This is a genomic window from Candidatus Accumulibacter similis (genome assembly GCA_013347225.1).
Lineage (GTDB): Bacteria > Pseudomonadota > Gammaproteobacteria > Burkholderiales > Rhodocyclaceae > Accumulibacter > Accumulibacter similis.
This window is the reverse complement of sequence record CP054595.1, coordinates 4,382,289-4,405,110: the sequence shown is the minus strand read 5'-3', so window position 1 is coordinate 4,405,110 and position 22,822 is coordinate 4,382,289. Positions and strand designations below refer to the sequence as shown.

The window sequence follows — 22,822 nt, the reverse complement described above, 5'->3', positions numbered from 1 at the left end:
GCGTGGGTCCGGCGCCGGCGGGCTCAGCATCCATAATTATGAATTCCGCCGCGAAAGCGAGGGTTTTTTGCTGTAGAATCTGCTGCCAGCCGCGAAATCCTGCAGTCTGCGCAAAATCCTCCTCGACGATCGATGCCGCTGCCCCCCACCACTGCCCAACGGACTCGCAAGCACCTTCGCAGCGTCCAGCTCGAAGGTTACCGGCGTGACGATGGCTTTTGGGACATCGAGGCGCGTCTGACCGATGTCAAGGATCACGACTATCCACTTTCGTCCGGATTGCGCAAGCGCGGTGAGCCGGTGCACGACATGTGGGTGCGGGTGACGATCGACCACCAGATGACCATCCGCGACGCCGTCGCATGCGCCGATGGCATGCCCTACGTTGGCTACTGTGACCGGATCACCCCCGCCTATGCGCAACTGGTCGGCCTGAACCTGTTTCACGGCTTTCGCACGGCGATCAAGAACCTCTTTCGCGGCACGCGTGGCTGCTCGCATCTCAGCGAACTGCTGATGTTCCTGCCAACTGCTGCACTGCAGACCTTTGCCAGCGAAGTACCGGACAGCGACGATAGCGGCCACAAGCCCTATCAGCTCGACCGGTGCCACGCGCTGGAGTCGCATTCGGACGCAGTACGGCGCTATTACCCGCGCTGGTACCGTGCCCAGAAGCCTGGGTAGGGCGTTCCTGCCCGTGGTTCATTACGTTTCGCAACCTTAACTCAAGCAAGGAAAGCGCATGAAAATTCACGAATATCAGGGCAAGGAACTCCTGAAGAAATTCGGCGTCGTCGTTCCGCGCGGGGTGTTCTGTCCGACCGTCGATGATGCGGTCAAGGCAGCCGAATCCCTCGGAGGCAAGGTCTGGGTGGTCAAGGCCCAGATCCATGCGGGTGGCCGCGGCAAGGGCGGTGGCGTCAAGGTCGCCAAGTCGCTCGACGAGGTTCGCCAGTACGCCAGCGAGATCCTCGGCATGCAGCTCGTCACCCACCAGACAGGTCCGGCAGGGCAGAAGGTGCGCCGGCTTCTGATCGAAGAGGGAGCCGACATCCGCAAGGAGTATTACGTCGCGGCGCTGACCGACCGGACGACGCAGAAGGTGGCGATGATGGCCTCTTCCGAAGGCGGCATGGACATCGAAAAGGTTGCCCACGACACGCCGGAGAAGATCCTGAAGGTCTTCATCGACCCGGTTGACGGGCTCAGTGACGCGCAGGCGACGGAACTCGCCGTCGGCATCGGCGTTCCCGCCGAATCGGTTGCACAGGCGGTGGCGACGTTCCAGGGACTGTATCGCTGCTACATGGAAACCGACGCCTCTCTGGCCGAGATCAATCCGCTGATTCTCGAGGGTAACGGCAACATCAAGGCCATCGATGCCAAGTTCAACTTCGATTCCAACTCGCTCTACCGGCAGCCCGAGATCATGGCGTTCCGCGACCTTGACGAGGAAGACCCGGACGAACTCGAGGCCTCGAAACACGACCTGTCGTACATCTCGCTCGACGGCAACATCGGCTGCCTGGTCAATGGCGCCGGCCTGGCGATGGCGACGATGGACACGATCAAGCTGTTTGGCGCCGAGCCGGCCAACTTCCTCGACGTCGGCGGTGGCGCGACGACCGAGAAGGTCACCGAAGCGTTCAAGATCATGCTCAAGAATCCGAAGGTCAAGGGCATTCTCGTGAACATCTTTGGCGGCATCATGCGTTGCGACACGATCGCCACCGGCGTCGTCGCCGCGGCGCGAGAAACCCACCTCTCGGTACCGCTGGTCGTCCGCATGAAGGGCACCAACGAAGACATCGGCAAGAAGATCCTCAGCGAGTCGGGCCTGCCGATCATCACTGCCGATTCAATGGCCGAAGCCGCCACCAAGATCGTTGCTGCGGTCAGTTAAGGAGCCCACCATGTCTATTCTGATCAACAAAGACACCAAGATCATCACCCAGGGCATCACCGGCAAGACCGGCCAGTTCCACACCGAGAAGTGCCAGGAATACGCCAACGGCAAGAACTGCTTCGTCGCCGGCGTCAACCCCAAGAAGGCTGGCGAGAGCATTTTCGGCATACCGATCTATGGTTCGGTCAAGGAAGCCGCGGCCGAGACCGGCGCCACCGTTTCGGTCATCTACGTGCCGCCACCCGGTGCAGCGGCAGCGATCTGGGAAGCGGTCGAGGCCGACCTTGATCTGGTCGTCTGCATCACCGAGGGCATCCCGGTGCGCGACATGCTGGTGGTGCGCAACAAGATGCTGCGCAAGGAAGCCGCTGGCGGCAAGAAGACCCTGTTGCTCGGCCCGAACTGCCCCGGCCTGATCACGCCGGATGAGGTCAAGATCGGCATCATGCCGGGCCACATTCACCGCAAGGGCCGCATCGGCGTCGTCTCGCGTTCGGGCACGCTGACCTACGAGGCGGTTGGCCAGTTGACCGAAATCGGCCTGGGCCAGTCGTCGGCGGTGGGCACCGGCGGCGATCCGATCAACGGCCTCAAGCATATCGACATCATGCGCCTGTTCAACGACGACCCGGAAACCGATGCGGTGATCATGATCGGCGAGATCGGTGGTCCTGACGAGGCCGATGCCGCGCTGTGGTGCAAGGCCAACATGAAGAAGCCGATCGTCGGTTTCATCGCCGGTGTCACGGCTCCGGCGGGCAAGCGGATGGGTCACGCCGGGGCACTGATTTCCGGTGGTGCGGATACCGCCGATGCCAAGCTCGCGATCATGGAGGAGTGTGGCTTCAAGGTGACGCGCGATCCGTCCGAGATGGGCAAGCTGATCAAGGCGATGCTGTAGGGCGAAAGCGGTCTGCCGGTTGCAGAGGAAGGGCAGGCCGCGGTCTGCCCTTCTTGTTTGTCTTTGCCGTTGGTGATTTGCAAGTAGAATCGAGGATGGCGTCACGCCGGCTGGCGGCGGGGCGCCGCCAGCCATCGACTGCAGCGCCGGAGCGAGGAAGAAATGGCATTGTTTCTGAGTGAACAAGACGTTACGGCAATGCTGACGATGCCGCTGGCACTGGCGGAGGTCGAGGCGGCGCATCGTGCGCTGTCGACGCGGCAGGCGCACGATGTGCCGCGGCAGCGCACGCGGCTGCCCCAGACGACCCTGCACATCCTGCAGGGGGCGTTGCCGCAACTTGACGTCATCGGCTACAAGGCCTACACCAGCAACCGCTCGGGCGTTCGCTTCCTCGTTCATCTCTACCGGGCGTCGACCGGCTGCCTGCTCGCGGTGATCGAGGCCGACCGCTTGGGAATGATCCGCACGGCCGCCGCGTCTGGTGTGGCGACGCGCTGGCTGGCGCGGCCCGATGCCACGGTGGCGGGCGTCTTCGGTGCTGGCTGGCAGGCTGAAGGGCACATCGAGGCGATCGCTGCGGTCCGCCCGCTGCAGCGGGTCAAGGTGCACGCGCGCCGTGCCGATCGCCTGGCATCGTTCTGTGCCAGGCTTTCGCAACGCCTCGGTATCGAGGTGAGCGTGGCTGCCTCGCCCGAGGAGGTGGTGCGTGGCAGCGATATCGTCAGTACCGTGACGACCGCGGCGACCCCCCTCTTCGATGCCGGCTGGCTGGCACCAGGCACGCACGTCAACGCTGCCGGTTCGAACTCGCTGATCCGGCGGGAACTCGGCGAAGATGTCATCAAGCGCTGCGCGCCGATCGTCGTCGACAGCGTCGAATCCGCCCTGCGCGAGGCGGGCGATCTCCTGCCGCTGCTCGAGAAGGGGCGCCTGCACGCGCGGGAGCTGGTCGAACTGGGCGACGTGATCTGCGGTATGCAGCCCGGGCGCTCGACTGCTGACGCGATCACCCTCTTCGAGTCGCAGGGGATGGCCATCCAGGATCTGGCGGTCGCCGCACGTCTCGTCGAGATGGCCCGGGCGCGTGGGATCGGCGTCGAGTTGCCTTATGGCGCCTAGTCTGGGCACAATGCGGGCTGTCGTCGGATTGCCGGCGGCCAGCTGGCGGATGAGCCGCCGTCGTCACCACGTCTGGCGGCTGTTGCCGCCGCTCGCGGGCGCATGCCGACAGCCGGTACTGCTCCCTGCGGCCAGCCGCGTTGACTGCTTGTCGGGAACGTAGGTGACGAACAGACTCTCCTCTGCCCTGGAAATTGTCGAGCGCAGTGACCCCGGGCTGGTGCGCGGGCAGAACGAGGATTCGGTCCTTACCGATGCGCGGCACGGCCTGGCGATCCTCGCCGACGGGATGGGCGGCTACAATGCCGGAGAAGTCGCCAGCCGGATGGCGACGACATTGCTGGCCAGCGGGCTCAAAGCCGCCTTTGCAACGACCGCTGCCCACCACATCGACAGCTCGACCGGGCAGCCTTTCGGCGTTCGTTGCCTGGTCGAACAGATCGAAGACGTCAACTCGGCAATCTACCGCGCTTCCGGCAAGGAGGAGCGTTTCGGCGGCATGGGTACGACGCTGGTGGCCAGCGTCTTCTGCGATGACCAGGTGATCGTCGCGCATGTCGGTGACTCGCGCCTCTATCGCCTGCGCGGTGACGAGTTCGTCGCCCTGACGCGCGACCACTCGCTTTTGCAGGAGCAACTCGACAGTGGTCTGATCACGGCCGAGGAGGCTCGCCATTCGACGAACCGGAACCTGGTGACACGGGCCGTCGGTGTCGATGCCGAGGTCGATGTCGAGATTCACCTGCATCAGGTCAGGCCGGGTGATCTCTATCTCCTCTGCTCGGACGGCCTCTACGACATGGTTGATGAGGCCGATATCCGGCAGGCGCTGCTGACTCTCGGCGACAGTCTCGTGGCGCTGGCGAACCATCTGGTGCAGATGGCCAACGACAATGGCGGCGAGGACAATGTCTCGGTGGTGCTGGTCAGGGTCCTGCGCGAGTTTCCAGCGGCCGGCGGTGGCTGGTCCAGGTTCTGGTCCTGGCATGTTTGAAGACGGGAAAGGTGATGGCAAAGCTGATACTTAGCATGGACGGTCTGGTTCTCAAGGAAATCCCGCTGCGCAAGGAACGCATGAGCATCGGCCGCAAGGCGCACAACGACATTCAGATCGACAACATGGCGATCAGCGGCGAGCACGCGGCCGTCGTCACCATCCTCAACGATTCCTTTCTCGAGGACCTCAACAGCACGAACGGAACACTGGTCAATGGGCAGTCAGTGCGCAAGCACTTCCTCAAGGACGGCGATGTCATCGAACTCGGCAAGTACAAGATGAAGTATCTGGTCGAAGCCGTCCCACTGGCTGAGGAAGCCGATGCGGAGCGGTCGGCACCGTTCCGTTTCGAGTCCGTCTCCGTCGTCGGAACCGGCGGCGCCGCTACGCCCGGGACCGCGTCGCTGACCGGCGTGGAGACGGCGAATCTGCCTGCTGCCGCCATCCGCCTGCTCAGCGGCAGCAACGCCGGGCACCAGTTGCAACTGACCAAGACCCTGACCTCTCTCGGCCGACCGGGGCAGGTGGCGGTGATCGCCAGGCGCCCGCAAGGCTACTTCCTCAGTCATGTAGAAGGCACGGGCTTCCCGCTGCTGAACGGGCAGCCGATCGATTCGCCGGCGAGGCGCCTCGACGACCATGACCTGATCGAGATTGCCGGCGTGAAAATGGAGTTCGTCCTCAAGACCTGATGGCACATCGCGTTCTCTCACGGCAGGATGGAGAAATGGCTGCGGCGTGGTCGGCGACGCGTCGGCGTGAAGACCGCGGCAGACCGTGGGAGGCGGCATGAAAGTCAGAATCCTGGGTTGCAGCGGCGGCATCGGTGGGCGCCATCTGGGAACGACGGCGATCCTCGTCGACGACGACATCCTGATCGACGCCGGGACGGGCGTGACGCATCTGCCATTGGCCGAGCTGGCGCGAATCGACCATGTCTTTCTGACCCACTCGCACCTCGACCACATCGGCTCGTTGCCCCTGCTGATCGATTCCGTTGCCGATCTGCGGACGGAGCCGGTGATCGTGCATGCGATCCCCGAAACCCTCGATATCATTGGTCGACACATCTTCAACTGGGAGATCTGGCCCGACTTCAGGACCATCCCGAGCCATGACCGGCCAGCGATGCAGTACCGTCCGCTTGCCGTCGGCGAGTCGGTTGGCCTGGGAACGAGGACGATCACCGCCCTGCCGGCGCGGCATACGGTACCAGCCGTCGGCTATCAGCTCGATTCGGGAGCAGGCAGCCTGGTCTTCACCGGTGACACGACGGTCAACCCCGCTTTCTGGCCGCTGGTCAACCGCATCGCCAACCTGCGCTACCTGCTGATCGAAACCGCCTTTCCCAATCGCGAGCAGCGGTTGGCGGAGATGTCGATGCACCTCTGTCCACGCCTGCTCGCTGCCGAGTTGCAGAATCTGTCGACCCGGGCGGGCGTCTTCATCAGTCATCTCAAGCCCAGCCAGATCGAACTGACGATGGCCGAGATCGAGTCCTGCTCGGGTGAGCACAAGCCGCAGATGCTGTACAACAATCAGATCTTCGAGTTCTAGCGTGCCGGCAGCCAACTGGCCGCTCGACGGCAACCTCGGCGACATGAGCCGGCGCCTGAGTTTCTTCAAGAACCTGCAGCGCGTCACCAACCGGATTCACGGCGCGAGCAACATCGACGAGATCCTTCTCGAGATGTCGGACGACGTCTGCGAGCTGTTCCACGCCGACCGGCTGACGATCTACCTCGTCAGCGAAGACCGCCACAGCGTCGTCTCGAAAGTGAAGACCGGCCTCAACACGCACAAGGACATCCGTCTGCCGATCTCCGAGCAGAGTGTCGCCGGCTACGTTGCGGTGTCCGGCCAGTCCCTCAACATCCGCGACGTCTACGACCAGGACGAACTGGCGAAACACAGTCCGCGACTCGGTTTCCTCAAGGCGGTCGACGAGCGTACCGGTTACCGGTCGAAGCAGATGCTGGTGGCGCCGATCAGCAACGCTCAGACCAGCGAGTTGCTCGGCGTCGTGCAACTGATCAACAATCGCTCCGACACCCCTTTCCCGGCCGTCGCCGAGGAGGGCATCCTGGCGCTGGCGCAGACTCTCGCCGTCGCTTTCGCGCAGCGACGCCATCCGCCACCAGCGGTGCCGAAGACCCGCTACGATGCGCTGGTCAGCGACGCCGTCATCTCGGCTGCCGAACTCGATCTGGCGCAGAAGGCGGCGCGCCGCAAGCAGCTCGACCTCGAGCAGGTGTTGACCGCCGATTTCCAGGTGCCACTGGCGGCCATCGGCGCCGCGTTGTCGAAGTTCTGCGGCGTCCCCTACGAGCCGTTCAGGCCGGACCGATTGCGGCCGACCGAGCTGCTGCGCAACCTCAAGCGGGATTACGTCGAGGCCAACCAGTGGCTGCCGCTAGAGGAGACGCAGGAAGGGGTGGTGGTGATCGCCTGCGATCCGGAACGGATTCGCGGTTCGCGCATGGCGAACAACGTCTTCCCGAAGAGGCGGATCGTCTACCGGGTCAGCACGCGTCAGGAGTTCGAGCAGCTCGTCGGCCACTTCTTCGCCGCTGCGGTCGAGGGTGATTCAGTCGGCGAGATGCTGTCAGGCCTCGACGAGGATGCGGCTCTCGATACGGCCGACCGAAGCGCCGAGGTGCTCAGCGCCGCCGCCGACAACGACCTCGTGCGTCTGGTGAACCGGATCATCGTCGAGGCGCACCAGAAGGGCGCTTCCGACATCCACATCGAACCGCGCCCGGGCAAGGAAAAGACCGTCGTCCGTTTCCGCCGCGATGGCGCCCTGTCGCCCTACATAGAGATCCCCGCGTCATACCGGAGCGCGCTGGTGACGCGTCTCAAGATCATGGCCGACCTCGACATCTCGGACAAGCGGCGACCCCAGGACGGCAAGATCCGGTTCCGGCGCTGGGGGCCGCTCGACATCGAGTTGCGGGTGGCGACGGTGCCCACCGCCGGCGGGCTCGAGGACGTCGTCCTGCGCATCCTCAGCGCCGGCGAACCGATCCCGATTGACCAGCTCGGCGTGACACCACACAACCTCGACCGCCTGCGGAGCCTGATCGCCAAGCCCTACGGGCTGTTCTTCGTCTGTGGGCCGACCGGTTCCGGCAAGACGACGACGCTGCACTCGATCCTGAGCCATCTGAACCGGCCGGAGACCAAAATCTGGACGGCCGAGGATCCGGTCGAGATCACCCAGAAAGGCTTGCGGCAGGTACAGGTCAACAAGAAGGCAGGACTCGATTTCGCGACGGTGATGCGGGCTTTCCTGCGTGCCGACCCGGATGTCATCATGGTCGGCGAGATGCGTGACCGCGAGACCGTCGCCATTGGCATCGAGGCCTCGCTCACCGGCCACCTGGTGCTGGCCACCCTGCATACCAACAGCGCGCCCGAGTCGATCAACCGCCTGCTGGACATGGGAATGGACCCGTTCAACTTCGCCGACGCACTGCTCGGCATCCTGGCGCAGCGTCTCGCCAGGCGCCTGTGCCCGGCGTGCCGCGACCCCTACCAGCCGCAGGCGGATGAAATCGAGCGAATGCTCGACGAGTACTGCAGCGAGCTGGCGAACACCGGCGCCTGGCAGTCCGACCCACGCGCTGCAATGGATCGCGTGCATCAGGAATGGCGGGCACAGCATGCCAGGAATGGTGTGTTCACCCTCTATCGGGCGCGCGGTTGCGAGGCCTGCGCGGGCAGCGGCTACAAGGGGCGCGTCGGCCTGCACGAACTGCTCGCCGGCAGCGACCGGATCAAGATGCAGATCCAGGAGCGCGCGCGCGCCGCCGAACTGCTCGCGACGGCGCTCAACGACGGCATGCGGACGCTGAAGATGGACGGCATCGAGAAGGTCCTGGCGGGGATCACCGATCTGAAGCAGGTGCGCGCGGTCTGCGTCAAGTAGGCCGCTGGCCGTGCGGCTGCCCGGCAGCCGCACGGCGCCGGTCGGTAGCCGATTGGTGTGTTAAATCCGTCATCAACATCTCCTTTTCGGGTGAAAGTGTGACATTTTTCGTCATCCGGTTGCCGTCAACTGGCAGCACGCGGCGCTCCGGATGCCCGGAATCGGCGCTTTTCGGCCTTTTCCGGCCTGGCACGAAAATTGATAGTGTCGACTCGACGGAACGTCCGTTGCACTCACCGTGAAGGAGTCCAATCTCATGAAAAAGCTGCAAAAGGGTTTTACCCTGATCGAGCTGATGATCGTCGTCGCGATCATCGGCATCCTGGCGGCGATCGCCATTCCGCAATTCTCCGAGTACACCAAGAAGGGTGAGGACAAGGCTGCGCAGTCGGATGCCAAGAACCTCCTGACAGCCGCCATCGCCAACTCCACCCAGTAACCACCTTAGTTGATTGGAGATATACCATGAAAAGCATCATTCTCGGTTCAGTGTTGGCCGTGGTGGCCGTCGCAAGTCTCGACGCCAATGCGGCCGGTACGTCGACGTTCTGCAATGCGCCCAACGTGGCCGGCAACGCGACGGCGACGGCTGCCGCAGGCACCGATTTCGTCAAGGTCGCTTTTACTCCGAAGTGCTCGGCAAACGTGTTCCTTGTTGGTGCCGACGAGAGCCCGTTGCTATTTCGCGTTGGTGCGGCATCATCGAAGGGCAAGTCCTTCTTTGGCGGTTCGAGCGCCGGCGGTGCCGTTTCCAGGGGTGGTGACTGTACGGGGACAGGTGGCGTCTGCAGTGCAACCGACGCCACATCCGGCCAGACCGGCGCATCTTCCTCCTGACCGCGCGGACAGCGCAACACAGCGGCGGGTGCAACAGATGTTGCGCCCGCTTCTTCGCTCTCCCTGCCACGGTTGATCATGTCTCAGTTCGCGCTATCCGGGCTGCGCTCCGGATTGCGGGGCAAGAGTTTCCAGGCGGTATTCATCCTCGGCGTGCTGATGATCGGCATCGCCTACCTGTCGGGTTTTTTCTCGCCGCGACATCCGAAGACCGTCGCGCTCGACGTCGGGTTTTCGGCGGTTCGCTTTTCGCTCGTTCTCCTCAACCTCTTCTGGGTGCAGGAACTCGTCGCACGCGAGATTGATCGGCGGGTGATCCTGTTCTCGCTCGCCTATCCGGTTTCACGCTCCAGCTTTCTCGCGGGCCGATTCCTGGCCGTCCTCGTCCTCACCGTTCTGGCGGCGGCGGTCCTCGGGTTTCTCCTGCTGTTGGCGGTCCTGCTGGTGGGTGGCGGCTACGTTCAGGAGTTCGACGTGTCACTCGGCCCCCCTTTCTGGATCGCCATCGCCGGGTTCGCGCTCGACGCCGCAGTCGTCGGGGCTTTTTCGCTGTGCATCGCGGCCCTGTCTACCGTCTCCGTGCTGCCGCTGGCCCTTGGCGCCGCCTTCGCCGTTGCCGGCAAGTCGCTCGGCGCGACGATCGACTATCTGGCGCGAGGTGCCGACGGCGACGTCGAACTGCTCGCCAGTTACGACCCTGTGCTTGGTTTCGTCCGCTGGCTGCTCCCGGACCTGTCCCGCCTCGACTGGCGCGAGTGGGCGATGTATCAGCTCGCGCCGGGCGCCGAGACGGTGTTCTGGTCGGTGACGATGGCCGTTGGCTACATCGGCCTGCTGCTGGCAGCAGCCAGCCTGCTTTTCGCCCGCCGGGAGTTTTCCTGATGCGGCGTTCGCTGCAGCCGTTGCCCGTCGCGGTGCTGCTCCTGTCGGTGCTGCTCTTTGGCTCGTCACAGCAGCGCCTGGCCGCGCTGCCGCACGAGTCGGCCGACCCCGAACTGCTGATAGCGCTGCCCCGCTTCGCGCAGGTCCTGCTGGCAGGCGGTGACCGCTACCTGGCAGCGAACCTTGCCGGCTTTCGCGTGCTGGTCGCCGAGACGCAGCACATGAAGGCCAGCGACTACGCCGTCCAGGCGAAACTGCAGCGCGACATCGCCTGGTTCAATCCGCTGCACGAGGACAACTACTACATCGCCGCAGCGCTGCTGCCCTGGAATGGCGAGCTTGATGCGGCACAGTACGTGCTGCGCAAGGCGTCGGCGGCGCGGACCTTCGACTGGTATCCGCTGTTCCACTACGGATTTCTCTTCTACCATTTTCACCGCGACCCGGCGACCGGCGCGAAGCATCTGCTCGAGGCGGTCCCCCGGGTCAACAACGTGCAGGACCAGTGGGCGCTGCAGAATCTGGTGGCGATCTGGATCGAGAAGGGCTACCAGACCGGCGACGCAGCGGCCATGGTCGAGGCGATGGCCGCGGATTCGCCTGCCGGGAACTTCCGCAACTACCTGCAAGTGCGCGCCCGGCGCCTGCGGGATTTGGAGCAGCTGCAGAACGCAGCCGGAGCGTACCGCGAACGTTTCGGACGGCGGCCCGAAAGGGTCGACGATCTCGTCACCGCCGGCTTGCTGCGGGAGATTCCGAAGGATCAGCTTGGTTACGGCTTCGGCCTCGACGCATCCGGCGTCCCGGTCCTCAACGCCAATCGCCCCCCGGATCCGGCCCGATGAGTGCAGCGATCGTCATCGACGGACTGCACAAGTCGTACCGGCGGAAGCTCAGGTCGCCGGCGGTGCCGGCCCTGCGCGGCGTCACGCTGACGGTCGAGGCCGGTGAAGCCTTTGGCTTCATTGGTGCCAACGGCGCGGGCAAGAGCACGGCGATCAAGGTCCTGATGGGGCTGATCGCCGCAAGTGCAGGTAGTGCGCACATTTTCGGCGTGGCGGTCGACGATCCGCGCGCCCGTCTCGGTCTCGGCTACGTTCCCGAGAACCCCTACCTGTACGACTACCTGACGCCGAGCGAAATCCTCCAGATGGGCGTTCGCCTGCATCGTTTGCGGCTCGAGCGGCCGGCCGAGCACTGCCGGCAGTGGCTGGATCGTCTCGGCCTCGCGGCCGTGGCCGACAAGCCGATCCGTTCTTTCTCGAAGGGGATGACGCAGCGCGTGGCGATTGCCCAGGCGCTGTGCATCAGGCCGCGCCTGCTGATCCTCGACGAACCGCTGTCGGGGCTCGACCCGATCGGTCGCCGCGACGTCGTCGAGATCCTCTCCGAGTACAAGCGTTCCGGTGGCACCCTGTTCTTCACGTCGCACGTGTTGCACGATGTCGAGCGACTGGCCGATCGCTTCGGACTGATTCATCAGGGCGTGTTGCGTGCGGTACGGGCGCCGGCCGAACTCACCGGTGATGAGGAGATGGTACAGGTCCGCTCGTACGGGCGGCTGCCGGTGGACGGGATGCGCGAGGACTTTGCCGGTCGCTGGATCGGCGAGGTGCCGCGGCCGCAGCTCTGGCTGCGCCTCGAAGCTCTGCGGCAGGCCGAGCACGTGCTGCTCGAGGTGCGGCCGACACTGTCGCTCGAGGTGGCTTTCATGCACGCTGTCGGCGAGTCCTGAGCCGATGGCCAGGGCCAGCCGTAATTCGCAGCGCAGATCGTCGGCTGCATCGGGCCGTGGCGCGGCAATGACGCCGGACAGCATCGCGCTGCTGCGGCTCGTCGAGGCCTCCCTCTACCCCGAAGTCGAGGCTGCCGCACGGCGGATGCTCGCCGGCCAGCCGCGACATCCGCTGGCGCTGAAGGCGCTCGGGTTCGCCCTGATTGGCCAGGGGCGTTACGACGACGCGCTGCCGGTGGTCCGCTTCTCGCTCGAGCGGAATGCGCACGATCCGGAAGCGCACAACAACCTCGGCATCGTTCTGTCGGCACTGATGCGCTGGGACGAGTCGCTCGCATCGTTCAGACGGTCGATCGAACTGAAGCCGGATGATCCCGAAGTCCTGAAGAATTTCGGCGTCGCGCTCGTGCGCATGCACAAGTGGAACGAGGCGGTGCCCCATCTGCTGCGCGCGATCGAGTGCCACCCGGGGGATTACGTCGAGGCGATCGAGCAACTCGCCGGTGCCCTGTTGTGCAGCAACCGCAACGACGAAGCGGCGGTCTGTCTCAACGAGTTGGCGAAGAACGACCCGGACAACGCGGCGATCCTGTCGCAACTGCTGTGCGCCAGTCTCAAGCGCTGCGACTGGGACGAACTGCAGCCGCGGTTGTCGCGCCTGCGGGCGTTGAGCAACGATTATCTTGAGCTCTGCGATAACCCATTCGTCGTTTTGTCCTTTACGGGTGCAAGCGCCGAGGAACAGCGTCACGTTGCAGCCAACTATGCACGTCGCAGCATTCCGGCGAGCGTACTCGATGCGGCCGATTGCGCGGCGGTTGGCAGCGCCGGTCCGCGGCCGCCAACGGCACGTCTGCGCATCGGCTACCTCTCCGCCGACTACCGGAACCATCCCGTCGGACTGATCATGCCGCAGGTGATCGAGCTGCACGATCGGTCGGGGGTCGAGGTCTTCGGCTATTCGATGGGGGTGGACGACGGCAGCGAGATACGCCGGCGGCTGCAGGCAGCGTTCGACCACTTCGTTGATATCGCCGACTGCAGCGTCCGGGAAACCGCCGACCGCATGCGGAGTGACGGTATCGACATCTTGGTGGACCTCAATGGCTGGACATCCGACGGGCGACCTGAGGCGCTCGCCCTGCGCTGCGCTCCGGTACAGGTCAACTGGCTGGGTTACGCGGGAACGATGGGGCACGCGCGGATCGCCGACTATCTGCTTGGCGATCCGGTGGTGACGCCGCTGCAGGACGCTCCCTGCTACAGCGAGCGGATCGTTCACCTGCCGCACTGCTATCTGCCGGCGGATACGACGATCGAACTCAGCGCATCGCCGTCACGGCTGGAGGCCGGCTTGCCGGAAGACGGCTTCGTCTTCTGTTCGTTCAACAACAGCTACAAGTTCAATCCGCAGGTCTTCGACCTCTGGTGTCGCCTGCTGCGCGAGATCGACGGGAGTTGCCTGTGGCTCAGCCAGCCTGCAGACACGGCTGCCGACCGCCTGCGGAGCGAGGCCCGGTATCGTGGTGTCGATCCGGCGCGGCTCATCTTCGCCACCAGGGTCGAGTCCCGGCGTGAGCACCTGTCGCGGCTGCAACTGGCGGATCTGGCCCTCGACCCGTTTCCCTACAACTCGCATTCGACGGGGATTGATGTCCTGTGGGCCGGGGTGCCGATGGTCGCTCTCCTCGGCGACACCTTTCCTGGTCGCGTTGGCGCCAGTCTGCTGCGCGCAGCGGGCTTGCCGGAACTGATCGGCAGTTCGCCGGATGAGTACTACGGGATCGCCCGGGCGCTGGCCAGAGACCCGCAGCGCCTGCTGCAGTTGCGCAGCCGGCTGGCTGTCGACCGAACCGCTTGCCCACTGTTCAACATGCCCGGCTTCGTTCGCGCGCTGGAGGAGGCCTACTGTCGTATGTGGGAGGAGCAATTACAGCTGAGCGCAGCCAAGTGGCCTCAACGATGATTGCGACCGTGAGCCCTCTCCGGATACCCAGGCCGAGTGCGGTGACGCTAGCGCTCCTGGTGGCTATTGCGTGGATGTCCACCCATCGTTACCAGGGTCTAGCGCACGACGGCATGTTCTACGCGGGGCAGGCCATCTTCCGGCTGGATTCGATAGCATTCGCAAGAGACCTGTTTTTCGCGTACGGCTCGCAGGATAACTTTACCGTCTTTAGCGGGCTTTATGCTTGGGCGGTTTTCAAGTTTGGCCTGCCGACGGCTTCTGCGGTCATGCTCGCGACCGCACACGTGTTCTGGCTTTCCGCCTTAGTGTGGCTGCTGCAAGGAATCTTTCGCGGGCCGAGCCTCTGGCTTGCGGTGATTCTGGTGGTCACGCTGCCGGCCAGTTACGGCTCCTACGGTCTGCTCTCGTATGGAGAATCGTTTCTGACTGCGCGCATTTGGGCGGAAGCGCCGTCCCTGCTCGCAGTGGCCTGCGTGCTTCGCGGTTACCGGGTGTGGGCTGTTGTTGCCGTCGCAGTTGCCGCCAGCATCCATCCAGTCATTGCCTTTGCACCGGCTTTGTTCGTGTTTTACTATGGGTTCAGCTGGCCCCAGCAGTTGTTGCTCGCTCTCTTGGCTTTGGGCGCCATCGCTGGGCTTAACCTCGCGGCAATCCCGCCATTTGCGAAACTCGCCGAGGTCATGGACCCAACCTGGTTGGGCCTTGCCACAGTTCGCAGTCCGTTTGTGTTTCTCGATCAGTGGCGCCCCGAAGAGTATCACGCACCTCTGTTCCTCCTTTTGCTGCTCAGTACGACTGCGGTATGCGATGTGACTCGTCGGCGCCTCTGGCGGGCTGCACTCGCAGTGCTCGCGAGTGGTATGGGATTGGCGCTGTTGGCTGTCTTCTGGCCTGGAGTGATGCTGATTCAGATGCAGCCTTGGCGGGTTCTGTGGTTGGGTAAGGTGCTGGCCGTTGCCGCGACTGTCGCTTTATGGCGGACTACATGGGGTGGCTCGCCTTACAGCCGGCTCCTGCTCGGCGCGTTGCTTGCCTGCGGCCTCACTGTGGAGAGCACCGGACTGTTCTGTGCCGTACCAGTGGCAGTACTGATCATCTGTTGGCACACACTGCACTTGGAACCACGGCTACCCTCATGGTTCTGGGCGCTGGCTTGGGGTGCCATTGCTGTCGTGGTTGCTGAGAACCTGTTCTGGCGGATAGCGCTGTCTGCGCTGACGCTGGATTCCGATGATGCCGCCCTTCTTCAGGTGACGCTGGCGGACAGGCTATTCATTCTCGCCAAGGAGACGGGCTGGCTTGGTTTTCCAGCAGTGCTAGTTGGAATCTATTGGCTGCTGCGACGAAGAATGGCAAGTGCCAAATGGATGTCTGCCGTCTTTGGGCTCACCCTCGTCTACTTCGCTTACCACTGGCAACGCACAAACGACTGGCAGACCGCGGAAGAACGCCTACAGGAAGCCGGGATCCCTGAGTTGGCGGCACTGATTCAACCACAGCATCTCACCTATTGGCCGGAAGGCCATCATTACCTGTGGTTCGTTCTGCATCGTGGCAGTTACGCATCATTTCATCAGGCTGCTGGCCTGATTTTTTCCCGACAGACAGCAATCGAAGCGGAGCGAAGGCTCGCAAGGCTGAAGACGCTGGGCTTCCCTGACTCACGTTTTGCGTGGGTGCCTATTAGAAGCAACAGGGAAAGCAGCGCCTCCGCCAACCTCGATAGCCTGATTCATGTTTGTCACGATCCGATCCTAGACTATGTGATCTTGTCCCAGCCGATCCAGGGCGCGGATTCAGTTGCCGCTTTCAGCCTGCATCGCCCGGATGAGCAATACCAGTTGTACGCGTGCGCGCCGCTCCGCGCATTCCCAGATCCCTACTCTGCTTCCTGAAAAAACGATGACCACAGCCAACGTAATGCATCAGTTCGTCCGCTACGGAATGGTCGGCGGACTTGCTTTCGTCGTCGATTTTGCGTCGCTCTGGGTGCTCACCGAGGGTGTCGGCCTGCATTATCTGGTGTCCGCGTCGCTTGCTTTTCTGCTCGGGCTGATCACCAATTATGTCTTGTGTATCGCCTGGATCTTCGCATTTCGTGCCCTGCGAAGCCGCGCGCAGGAGTTCACCATCTTTGGCCTGATTGGCGTCGCCGGGCTGCTCCTCAGCAACTTCTTGCTTCTGCTTTTTACCGAGCTTGCCGGCTTCCATTATCTGGTTTCCAAGGGGGCGGCCGCCGCGATCATCTTGGTGTTCAACTTCTCGCTGCGCAGGGTGCTGCTGTTCTCCGAACGAGCAAGGGCGCTCGTGCAGGTGCGATGAACGGTCCATCGGGATCACTACGTCGATCGGCCGCCCTCTTGCCGCTGCCCAGTCGGCTCTGGGTCGGGTGGCGCAGATGGCCACTAAGCGCCGATGAGTCAGGGCCTCGTTCGCAGATGAGACGACGGAACCGCTTCGCTGATTGGCTCTTGCTGCGGGGGAATGGTGGCGTAAGAGCCATCTGAACAACGAACTACGAGGTTGTCTGAGAATGGGCAGAACTGTTGTCATCATCGGTGCAGGTCCGGCCGGGCTAACCGCGGCTCTCGAGTTGCTCCGAGGTTCGGGGATGCAGCCGGTCGTCCTGGAATCGCTCGACGAGGTCGGCGGTATCTCGCGAACGATCAACCACCGCGGCAACCGAATGGATATCGGTGGCCACCGCTTCTTCTCCAAGTCGGACTGGGTGATGGATTGGTGGCGAAGCATTCTTCCGCTGGCGCCGGAAAGCACAGCCGATGGTATGAGCGTTATGCCGGACGGCGATCGCCACTTCCTCGTTCGCCCGCGCCTGTCGCGAATCTACTTTCTGCGCAAGTTCTTCGATTACCCGATTTCGTTGAGCGTCGGAACGATGCGCAATCTCGGTGTGCGCAGGTTGGCCCGGATTGGCTTCAGCTATCTGTACGCGTCGGTTTTCCAGCGGAAGCCCGAGCGCAACCTGGAAGACTTTTTCGTCAATCGCTTCGGCGGCGAACTGTATCGCACCTTCTTCAGGGATTACACGGAAAAGGTGTGGGGCGTTCCCTGCGGGGAGATCAGCCCGGAGTGGGGGGCGCAGCGCATCAAGGGGCTGTCGATCAGCAAGGCAATGGTCCACGCGCTGCGCAAGATCCTTCGTGGATCAGGTGATGGATTGGCGCAGAAGCGTATCAACACCAGTCTGATTGAGCGCTTCCTCTACCCGAAATACGGTCCCGGCCAGATGTGGCAGTTGGTCGCGGAAATGGTGCGCCAGGCTGGCGGAGAGATCCGGCACGGCCTGACGGTCACGAAACTGCGCCACGACACAGGACGGGTCGTGGCTGTCGTCGCCGAGGATCGCGAAGGCAGGGCGATCGAGTTGGCGTGTGATTTCGTGATTTCCACGATGCCCCTGCGTGACCTGATCCTCGGATTGTCACCGCCAGCTCCGGAGCAGGTCAGAAGGGTTGCCGCAGGTCTCTGCTACCGCGACTTCATCACCGTCGGCGTCCTCGTACGCAGGCTGCGACCGAGCCGCGGCAGCCTCGCTGGTCATCCCGCCAACCTCATTCCGGATACCTGGGTCTACATTCAGGAGCCCGACGTCCGACTGGGTCGGCTGCAGATCTTCAACAACTGGAGCCCGGCAATGGTCAGCGACTCCGCCACCGTCTGGCTTGGGCTCGAGTACTTCTGTCAGGAGGGCGACGACTTGTGGCGGCTCCCGGACGGGGAGATGGGCCGCTTTGCGATTGCCGAACTCGCGCGAATCGAGCTCATCGATGCGGCCGACGCTCTCGACTTCCACGTCGTCCGCGTGCCGAAGGCTTACCCGGCGTACTTTGGCACCTACGACCACTTCGACGTGCTGCGACGGTACACCGACGGGATTGCCAACCTGTTCCTTGTCGGTCGCAACGGCATGCACCGCTACAATAATCAGGATCACTCGATGCTGACAGCACGTTTGGCTGTCGAGGCGATCGTTTCGGAATCGTCGTCCAAGGAGGGGATTTGGGCGGTCAATGTCGACGACGAGTACCACGAAGAGAAGTCCACGAGCGACGGCAGGAGCACAGGGCCGGGTGTCTGATGTGCCGTGGCGATTGGATGGAGAAGAGGTTGCGGGCGAGGGCCGGCGCGCATACGAGATCTGCTGCACAGAGCGTGTCATTGCGACACATCGCACTACTCCCCTATGAAAGGGGGGAGCCGGGCGATGGCGTGGCCTTCCTTGGGCGACGTCTGACGCGCGAGGTGTTCGGGCAGCCGCACCGAGGTTGACCGCTTGGCGTGAGCGGACTCGCGAGTCTCTCGGCGGGGATCCCGATCGCTTCTGCAGCGGGTACGGCAACGCTGTAACGAGCTAACCGATGGTCGATCACTGGGTGGCCATTGTCCGCAATTGCGCGGCACCCCATGATGCTCCAGGCGACGGTTTCACTCGTCCATGACGACGCTCGTGTAAACCTCCTGCACGTCATCGAGGCCCTCGAGCACGTCGATCAGCTTCTGCATGCGCAGCGCCTCGTCACCCGCAAGCTGGGTCTCGTTCTCCGCCTTCATCGTGACGCTGCCATACTCGGCGGTGAAACCGGCGGCGGCGAGGGCTTCCTTGACCGCCATGTAGTCATTGGCGGGCGTGATCACCTCGACCGAACCGTCATCGTTGCTCAGGACGTCGTCGGCGCCGGCGTCGATGGCCGCCTCCATCAAGGCCCCCTCGTCGGTTCCGGGGGCGAAGAGGAGCTGGCCGCAGTGCCTGAACTGGAAGGCGACACAGCCATCGGTGCCGAGGTTGCCGCCATATTTGTTGAAGGCGTGACGCACCTCGGCGACGGTGCGCGTGCGGTTGTCGGTCAGGCAATCGACGATCACGGCTGCGCCACCGATTCCGTAGCCTTCGTAGCGGACCTCGATGTAGTCGACGCCTTCGAGCTCGCCGGTTCCCTTCTTGATCGCGTTGTCGATCTTGTCCCTCGGCATGTTGACCTGCTTGCCCTTGTCGATTGCCAGCCGCAGGCGCGGATTGAACGAGGGATCGCCACCGCCGGCCTTTGCCGCAACGGTGATTTCCCGTGCGATCTTGGAGAATGATGCGCTGCGCTTCTCATCCTGCTTGCCCTTGCGGTGCTGGATGTTGGCCCATTTCGAATGTCCTGCCATGCTGCCCTCTGAAGAATTCGGCTAGGCTGCGGCCACACCCCGAGCAACAAAACGGGCCGCAAATGGTCGATAATCAAGGCCGGCATTCTAGCACTTCCGCCGCACCAACCTTTTCCGTCATCGCTTTCCGGAGTCGTTCATGGTCTCACCACTTCTCGTCGCCAGGCACGAAGGCACCGAACTGGCGCTGCTGCCGGCACTCGCCAACCGTCACGGCCTGATCACCGGCGCCACCGGAACCGGCAAGACGATCACCCTGCAACTGCTCGCCGAGCGCTTTTCCGCCATTGGCGTGCCGGTCTTCATGGCCGACGTTAAAGGGGATCTGTCGGGGCTGGCCGCTGCCGGCAGCCTGACGCCGAAGCTGCAGGAACGGCTCGACGCGCTCGGCGTCAAGGAGCACGTGCCGGCGGGCTGTCCAGTCGTCTACTGGGACGTTTTCGGCGAGCAGGGACATCCGGTGCGGGCGACGATCTCGGACATGGGGCCGGTGCTGCTTGCGCGACTGCTGAACCTCAATGAAACGCAGTCCGGGGTCCTGCAACTGGTATTCCGCATCGCCGACGACAACGGCCTGCTGCTCCTCGACCTCAAGGACCTGCGGGCGATGGTGCAGCATGTCGGCGAGAACGCGAAGAACTTCACCACCGAGTACGGCAACGTCTCGGCGGCGTCGATCGGTGCCATCCAGCGCGGGCTGCTGAACCTCGGCGAACACGGTGGCGACCTCTTCTTTGGCGAGCCGATGCTCGACATCGGCGACCTGATGCAGACCGATGACGGCCGTGGCGTCGTCAACATCCTTGCCGGCGACAAGCTGATGGCCTCGCCGCGACTGTATTCGACCTTCCTGCTGTGGCTGCTCGCCGAGTTGTTCGAACAGTTGCCGGAAGTCGGTGACGTCGACAAGCCGAAACTGGTCTTCTTCTTCGACGAGGCGCATCTGCTCTTCAACGAGGCGCCGGCAGCGCTGCTGGAGAAGATCGAGCAGGTGGTGCGGCTGATCCGCTCGAAGGGAGTCGGCGTCTATTTCGTCAGCCAGAACCCGCTCGACATCCCCGACACGGTCCTCGGTCAGCTCGGCAACAGGGTGCAGCACGCCTTGCGCGCCTTCACGCCGCGCGACCAGAAGGCAGTCAAGGCTGCTGCCCAGACCCTGCGTGCCAATCCGAAGTTCAACGCCGAGGAGGTGATCACCGAGTTGGGCGTTGGCGAGGCACTGGTTTCCTTTCTCGACGAGAAGGGCAGGCCGAACATCGTCGAGCGTGCCTTCATCCTGCCGCCGGCTTCGCGGATTGGCCCGCAATCCGCCGAAGAGCGGCAGGCGGTGATCAAGGCTTCCGCCATTTACGGACACTACGAGAATGCCGTCGACCGCGAGTCGGCGTACGAGAAGCTGAAGGGCGCCGCGGCGCAGCAACCCACGGCCGGGGGGCAGGCGCCGGCGGCCGGCGGTGGTGGCTGGCTCGGCAGTCTCGGCGATCTGTTCGGCGGCGGGGGAGGCGGTCGCGGGCGTGGCGATTCGGTGATCGAGACGGCGGCCAAGAGCGCGGCGCGGGCGATCGGCTCGCAGGTTGGCCGCGAGATCATTCGCGGTGTCCTCGGCTCGATTCTCGGTGGCGGGTCGCGCCGGCGCTGATCGCGCGCAGCGTGCTCACACCGGCTGCGTGCCGACCCTCACAGCGTCAGTTGCAGGCGAACGCCGGCGACGGTCGAATCGGGCAACTGGAAGCCCGGGTTGAAGATGCGCTGAAGCACGGGCTGGACGACCAGCCCGCGAAGCAGTGGCGCCTGGTAGGTAAGCTCGACCACCGTCTCGTTGCTTGAGGTCAGCGGTGACCCGGACTCGTCGGCCAGCAGGGCACGCCCCTGCGGATCGGCGTGCGCGCGCGTTGCCGCAATGCCGAAGACATCGTCTTCGCGGCCAGGGAACGGGCCACGGAAGCTCATGCCGGCACTCAGCGAGTGGCCGAGGGTGCTGGTGCGGCCGTCGGTGAAGCCGTAGCGGGCGAAGAGGCTCGCGTCGCGCTTCGTTCCGGGGACGCGATGGACGGTCTGCTCGGCCAGCAGGTAGGCACCCCAGTGCCGCGAGTCGAGTGGCTCGTCGTTGGCATCGACCGCAGTCAGTTGCTCGAAGCGTGGCGCGTAGCGCCAGGCGCCGAGGGCCACCTTGCTGATCGGCGTGTAGTCGTCGTCATCGCCGGCCGGGCCGAAGCAATCGCCCAGAAGGCCCGCCTGCACTGGACTGAAGCCGATTTCGCCGATCAGCAGGCTGCCGGTGCTCTTGCGCCAACTGATGTTGGGGCCGGCGGTGTCGATGCGCTCGCTGGGAATGCCGCGGCTGATGGCGAGCATCGCGTACCAGGCCGGGTCGGGGTCGATCCGCAGGCGGGCACCATAACTGCTCGTGACGTAGATCGACGGGCCGGCCAGACTGCCGAAATCTGCCATCTCGGGGGCCGGGCCGAAGGACGGGTGGAGGAACACGCCAGACGAGTCGGTGACGTAGAATTCGCTGTCGAGCGGATAGAGACCGGCGCGCAACGACGCCTTGCCGTCGAGGAACGACTGCTGCAGCCAGGCCTCGAAGATGCCGGTCCGGTTGACTGGCGCCTCGATATTGTCGACGCCCATGAAGCTGCCGACCTCGTTGCGGTTCACGCGCCCGCCACTGTTGCTGATCAGGGCGAGATGGGCCGAGCCGCCCCGCCAGCCGAGCAGTTTCTCGCCGTCGAGCGCGATGGCGAGGTTGATGTTGCCCATGTAGCCGCCGCCGCGCTTGAGGCCGCCGCTGTTGTTGCGCAGGTAGTCGGCGGTGTAGACGAGGTCGACCTGGACACCGGCGTCGAAAAGCCGCTGTCGGGTGCCGCCCCAGTCACCGCTGAGCGTACTCGCCTGCCACTCCGGCGCCTTGCCTTCGTTGTCGTCGTTGCCGGCGCTCTGCCCTGGCGCGGACGGCTGATCGTCGCTGGCCGACGCCGCGGCCGCGGTCGCTGCCTCGCCGGTGGCCAGCCCGGGAGCTCCGGACAGCAGCAGGCAGGCGAGCAGGGCTGCCAGTCCCCTGATGGCAAACGATTTCTCCCGCAATGACATTCCCGGCCTCCTCTCTCGGCCGGCCTCCTCTCTCGGTGAAAATGGGTCCAACCCGGTCTGCGCCGCTGCCGATCGTCGATTGACCGACGCCGTGCAGATTGCGTCAGTGTTGCCTGTGGCATCCGCTGGTCACCAGCCGCGAATCGCGATTTGAACACGGTTATGTTGCAGATGCAACCCAGTATACTTCAGGGCCGTCACTGCAATTGCTGTGGCTCAGCCAATTGGCCGGTGTCGGTGTCGACGAGACGAGAGACGTGTGCCCTCAGGTGCCGCC

Annotated in this window: 20 protein-coding genes; 18 read left to right on the top strand and 2 right to left on the bottom strand. The window is 63.9% G+C overall.

The window, feature by feature from the left end; all coding sequences use genetic code 11:
• Window positions 1-132: 132 nt before the first annotated feature.
• From HT579_19470 to HT579_19390, 17 genes are all read left to right on the top strand, one after another.
• Complete coding sequence (locus tag HT579_19470) at window positions 133-684, top strand: DUF2889 domain-containing protein (protein QKS30905.1); 552 nt, start codon at window positions 133-135, stop codon at window positions 682-684.
• Window positions 685-742: 58 nt separating this feature from the next.
• A complete protein-coding gene (sucC, locus tag HT579_19465) occupies window positions 743-1,903 on the top strand; it encodes an ADP-forming succinate--CoA ligase subunit beta (GenBank protein QKS30904.1) in 1,161 nt (386 codons plus the stop codon).
• Window positions 1,904-1,913: 10 nt separating this feature from the next.
• Window positions 1,914-2,807, top strand: a complete 894-nt coding sequence (gene sucD / locus HT579_19460; protein ID QKS30903.1) for a succinate--CoA ligase subunit alpha — start codon at window positions 1,914-1,916, stop codon at window positions 2,805-2,807.
• Window positions 2,808-2,969: 162 nt separating this feature from the next.
• On the top strand, window positions 2,970-3,929 hold the full coding sequence (locus HT579_19455) for an ornithine cyclodeaminase family protein (GenBank protein QKS30902.1): 960 nt from the start codon (window positions 2,970-2,972) through the stop codon (window positions 3,927-3,929).
• 193 nt (window positions 3,930-4,122) lie between these two features.
• A complete protein-coding gene (locus tag HT579_19450) occupies window positions 4,123-4,923 on the top strand; it encodes a Stp1/IreP family PP2C-type Ser/Thr phosphatase (protein ID QKS31728.1) in 801 nt (266 codons plus the stop codon).
• A gap of 14 nt (window positions 4,924-4,937) precedes the next feature.
• Window positions 4,938-5,618 (top strand): FHA domain-containing protein, encoded by a 681-nt coding sequence (locus HT579_19445; GenBank protein ID QKS30901.1) that lies wholly within the window; start codon window positions 4,938-4,940, stop codon window positions 5,616-5,618.
• 97 nt (window positions 5,619-5,715) lie between these two features.
• On the top strand, window positions 5,716-6,483 hold the full coding sequence (locus HT579_19440; protein ID QKS30900.1) for a 3',5'-cyclic-nucleotide phosphodiesterase: 768 nt from the start codon (window positions 5,716-5,718) through the stop codon (window positions 6,481-6,483).
• A 43-nt stretch (window positions 6,484-6,526) separates the two neighbouring features.
• Window positions 6,527-8,857, top strand: a complete 2,331-nt coding sequence (locus HT579_19435) for a GspE/PulE family protein (GenBank protein QKS31727.1) — start codon at window positions 6,527-6,529, stop codon at window positions 8,855-8,857.
• Window positions 8,858-9,113: 256 nt separating this feature from the next.
• A complete protein-coding gene (locus HT579_19430; protein ID QKS30899.1) occupies window positions 9,114-9,296 on the top strand; it encodes a prepilin-type N-terminal cleavage/methylation domain-containing protein in 183 nt (60 codons plus the stop codon).
• A gap of 26 nt (window positions 9,297-9,322) precedes the next feature.
• Window positions 9,323-9,694 (top strand): hypothetical protein, encoded by a 372-nt coding sequence (locus HT579_19425; GenBank protein ID QKS30898.1) that lies wholly within the window; start codon window positions 9,323-9,325, stop codon window positions 9,692-9,694.
• A 78-nt stretch (window positions 9,695-9,772) separates the two neighbouring features.
• Entirely contained in the window at window positions 9,773-10,576 is an 804-nt protein-coding gene (locus tag HT579_19420; protein ID QKS30897.1) for a hypothetical protein, read from the top strand.
• Complete coding sequence (locus HT579_19415) at window positions 10,576-11,421, top strand: hypothetical protein (protein QKS30896.1); 846 nt, start codon at window positions 10,576-10,578, stop codon at window positions 11,419-11,421. The genes HT579_19420 and HT579_19415 overlap by 1 nt, the downstream gene beginning before the upstream one ends.
• Entirely contained in the window at window positions 11,418-12,311 is an 894-nt protein-coding gene (locus HT579_19410; protein ID QKS30895.1) for an ABC transporter ATP-binding protein, read from the top strand. The genes HT579_19415 and HT579_19410 overlap by 4 nt, the downstream gene beginning before the upstream one ends.
• Before the next feature lie 67 nt (window positions 12,312-12,378).
• Window positions 12,379-14,277, top strand: a complete 1,899-nt coding sequence (locus HT579_19405) for a tetratricopeptide repeat protein (protein ID QKS30894.1) — start codon at window positions 12,379-12,381, stop codon at window positions 14,275-14,277.
• A 74-nt stretch (window positions 14,278-14,351) separates the two neighbouring features.
• Complete coding sequence (locus HT579_19400; protein QKS30893.1) at window positions 14,352-16,175, top strand: hypothetical protein; 1,824 nt, start codon at window positions 14,352-14,354, stop codon at window positions 16,173-16,175.
• Window positions 16,176-16,182: 7 nt separating this feature from the next.
• Window positions 16,183-16,602 (top strand): GtrA family protein, encoded by a 420-nt coding sequence (locus HT579_19395; protein QKS30892.1) that lies wholly within the window; start codon window positions 16,183-16,185, stop codon window positions 16,600-16,602.
• A gap of 211 nt (window positions 16,603-16,813) precedes the next feature.
• Entirely contained in the window at window positions 16,814-18,379 is a 1,566-nt protein-coding gene (locus tag HT579_19390; protein QKS30891.1) for an NAD(P)/FAD-dependent oxidoreductase, read from the top strand.
• A gap of 347 nt (window positions 18,380-18,726) precedes the next feature.
• Here the strand turns inward: HT579_19390 and HT579_19385 are convergent, their stop codons facing one another.
• Complete coding sequence (locus HT579_19385; protein ID QKS30890.1) at window positions 18,727-19,452, bottom strand: YebC/PmpR family DNA-binding transcriptional regulator; 726 nt, start codon at window positions 19,450-19,452, stop codon at window positions 18,727-18,729.
• A 139-nt stretch (window positions 19,453-19,591) separates the two neighbouring features.
• Here HT579_19385 and HT579_19380 point away from each other — a divergent pair, with 139 nt between their 5' ends.
• Window positions 19,592-21,091 carry a DUF853 family protein gene (locus HT579_19380; protein ID QKS30889.1) on the top strand — a complete coding sequence of 500 codons (1,500 nt, stop codon included), beginning with the start codon at window positions 19,592-19,594 and terminating at the stop codon, window positions 21,089-21,091.
• Window positions 21,092-21,129: 38 nt separating this feature from the next.
• Here the strand turns inward: HT579_19380 and HT579_19375 are convergent, their stop codons facing one another.
• The gene (locus HT579_19375; protein QKS30888.1) at window positions 21,130-22,545 is read right to left on the bottom strand and encodes a carbohydrate porin; all 1,416 of its coding nucleotides are present in this window, start codon (window positions 22,543-22,545) and stop codon (window positions 21,130-21,132) included.
• Window positions 22,546-22,822: the final 277 nt, after the last annotated feature.

Excerpts from the sequence above, each read along its gene's own strand:
- HT579_19435 (QKS31727.1), top strand. The coding sequence starts at position 6,527 with ATGAGCCGGCGCCTGAGTTTCTTCAAGAACCTGCAGCGCGTCACCAAC.
- sucD (QKS30903.1), top strand. The coding sequence starts at position 1,914 with ATGTCTATTCTGATCAACAAAGACACCAAGATCATCACCCAGGGCATC.
- HT579_19415 (QKS30896.1), top strand. The coding sequence starts at position 10,576 with ATGCGGCGTTCGCTGCAGCCGTTGCCCGTCGCGGTGCTGCTCCTGTCG.
- HT579_19405 (QKS30894.1), top strand. The coding sequence starts at position 12,379 with ATGACGCCGGACAGCATCGCGCTGCTGCGGCTCGTCGAGGCCTCCCTC.
- HT579_19390 (QKS30891.1), top strand. The coding sequence starts at position 16,814 with ATGGGCAGAACTGTTGTCATCATCGGTGCAGGTCCGGCCGGGCTAACC.
- HT579_19400 (QKS30893.1), top strand. The coding sequence starts at position 14,352 with ATGTCCACCCATCGTTACCAGGGTCTAGCGCACGACGGCATGTTCTAC.
- HT579_19375 (QKS30888.1), bottom strand. The coding sequence starts at position 22,545 with ATGTCATTGCGGGAGAAATCGTTTGCCATCAGGGGACTGGCAGCCCTG.
- HT579_19470 (QKS30905.1), top strand. The coding sequence starts at position 133 with ATGCCGCTGCCCCCCACCACTGCCCAACGGACTCGCAAGCACCTTCGC.
- HT579_19440 (QKS30900.1), top strand. The coding sequence starts at position 5,716 with ATGAAAGTCAGAATCCTGGGTTGCAGCGGCGGCATCGGTGGGCGCCAT.
- HT579_19410 (QKS30895.1), top strand. The coding sequence starts at position 11,418 with ATGAGTGCAGCGATCGTCATCGACGGACTGCACAAGTCGTACCGGCGG.
- HT579_19445 (QKS30901.1), top strand. The coding sequence starts at position 4,938 with ATGGCAAAGCTGATACTTAGCATGGACGGTCTGGTTCTCAAGGAAATC.
- HT579_19455 (QKS30902.1), top strand. The coding sequence starts at position 2,970 with ATGGCATTGTTTCTGAGTGAACAAGACGTTACGGCAATGCTGACGATG.
- HT579_19395 (QKS30892.1), top strand. The coding sequence starts at position 16,183 with ATGACCACAGCCAACGTAATGCATCAGTTCGTCCGCTACGGAATGGTC.
- sucC (QKS30904.1), top strand. The coding sequence starts at position 743 with ATGAAAATTCACGAATATCAGGGCAAGGAACTCCTGAAGAAATTCGGC.
- HT579_19385 (QKS30890.1), bottom strand. The coding sequence starts at position 19,452 with ATGGCAGGACATTCGAAATGGGCCAACATCCAGCACCGCAAGGGCAAG.
- HT579_19420 (QKS30897.1), top strand. The coding sequence starts at position 9,773 with ATGTCTCAGTTCGCGCTATCCGGGCTGCGCTCCGGATTGCGGGGCAAG.
- HT579_19380 (QKS30889.1), top strand. The coding sequence starts at position 19,592 with ATGGTCTCACCACTTCTCGTCGCCAGGCACGAAGGCACCGAACTGGCG.
- HT579_19430 (QKS30899.1), top strand. The coding sequence starts at position 9,114 with ATGAAAAAGCTGCAAAAGGGTTTTACCCTGATCGAGCTGATGATCGTC.
- HT579_19425 (QKS30898.1), top strand. The coding sequence starts at position 9,323 with ATGAAAAGCATCATTCTCGGTTCAGTGTTGGCCGTGGTGGCCGTCGCA.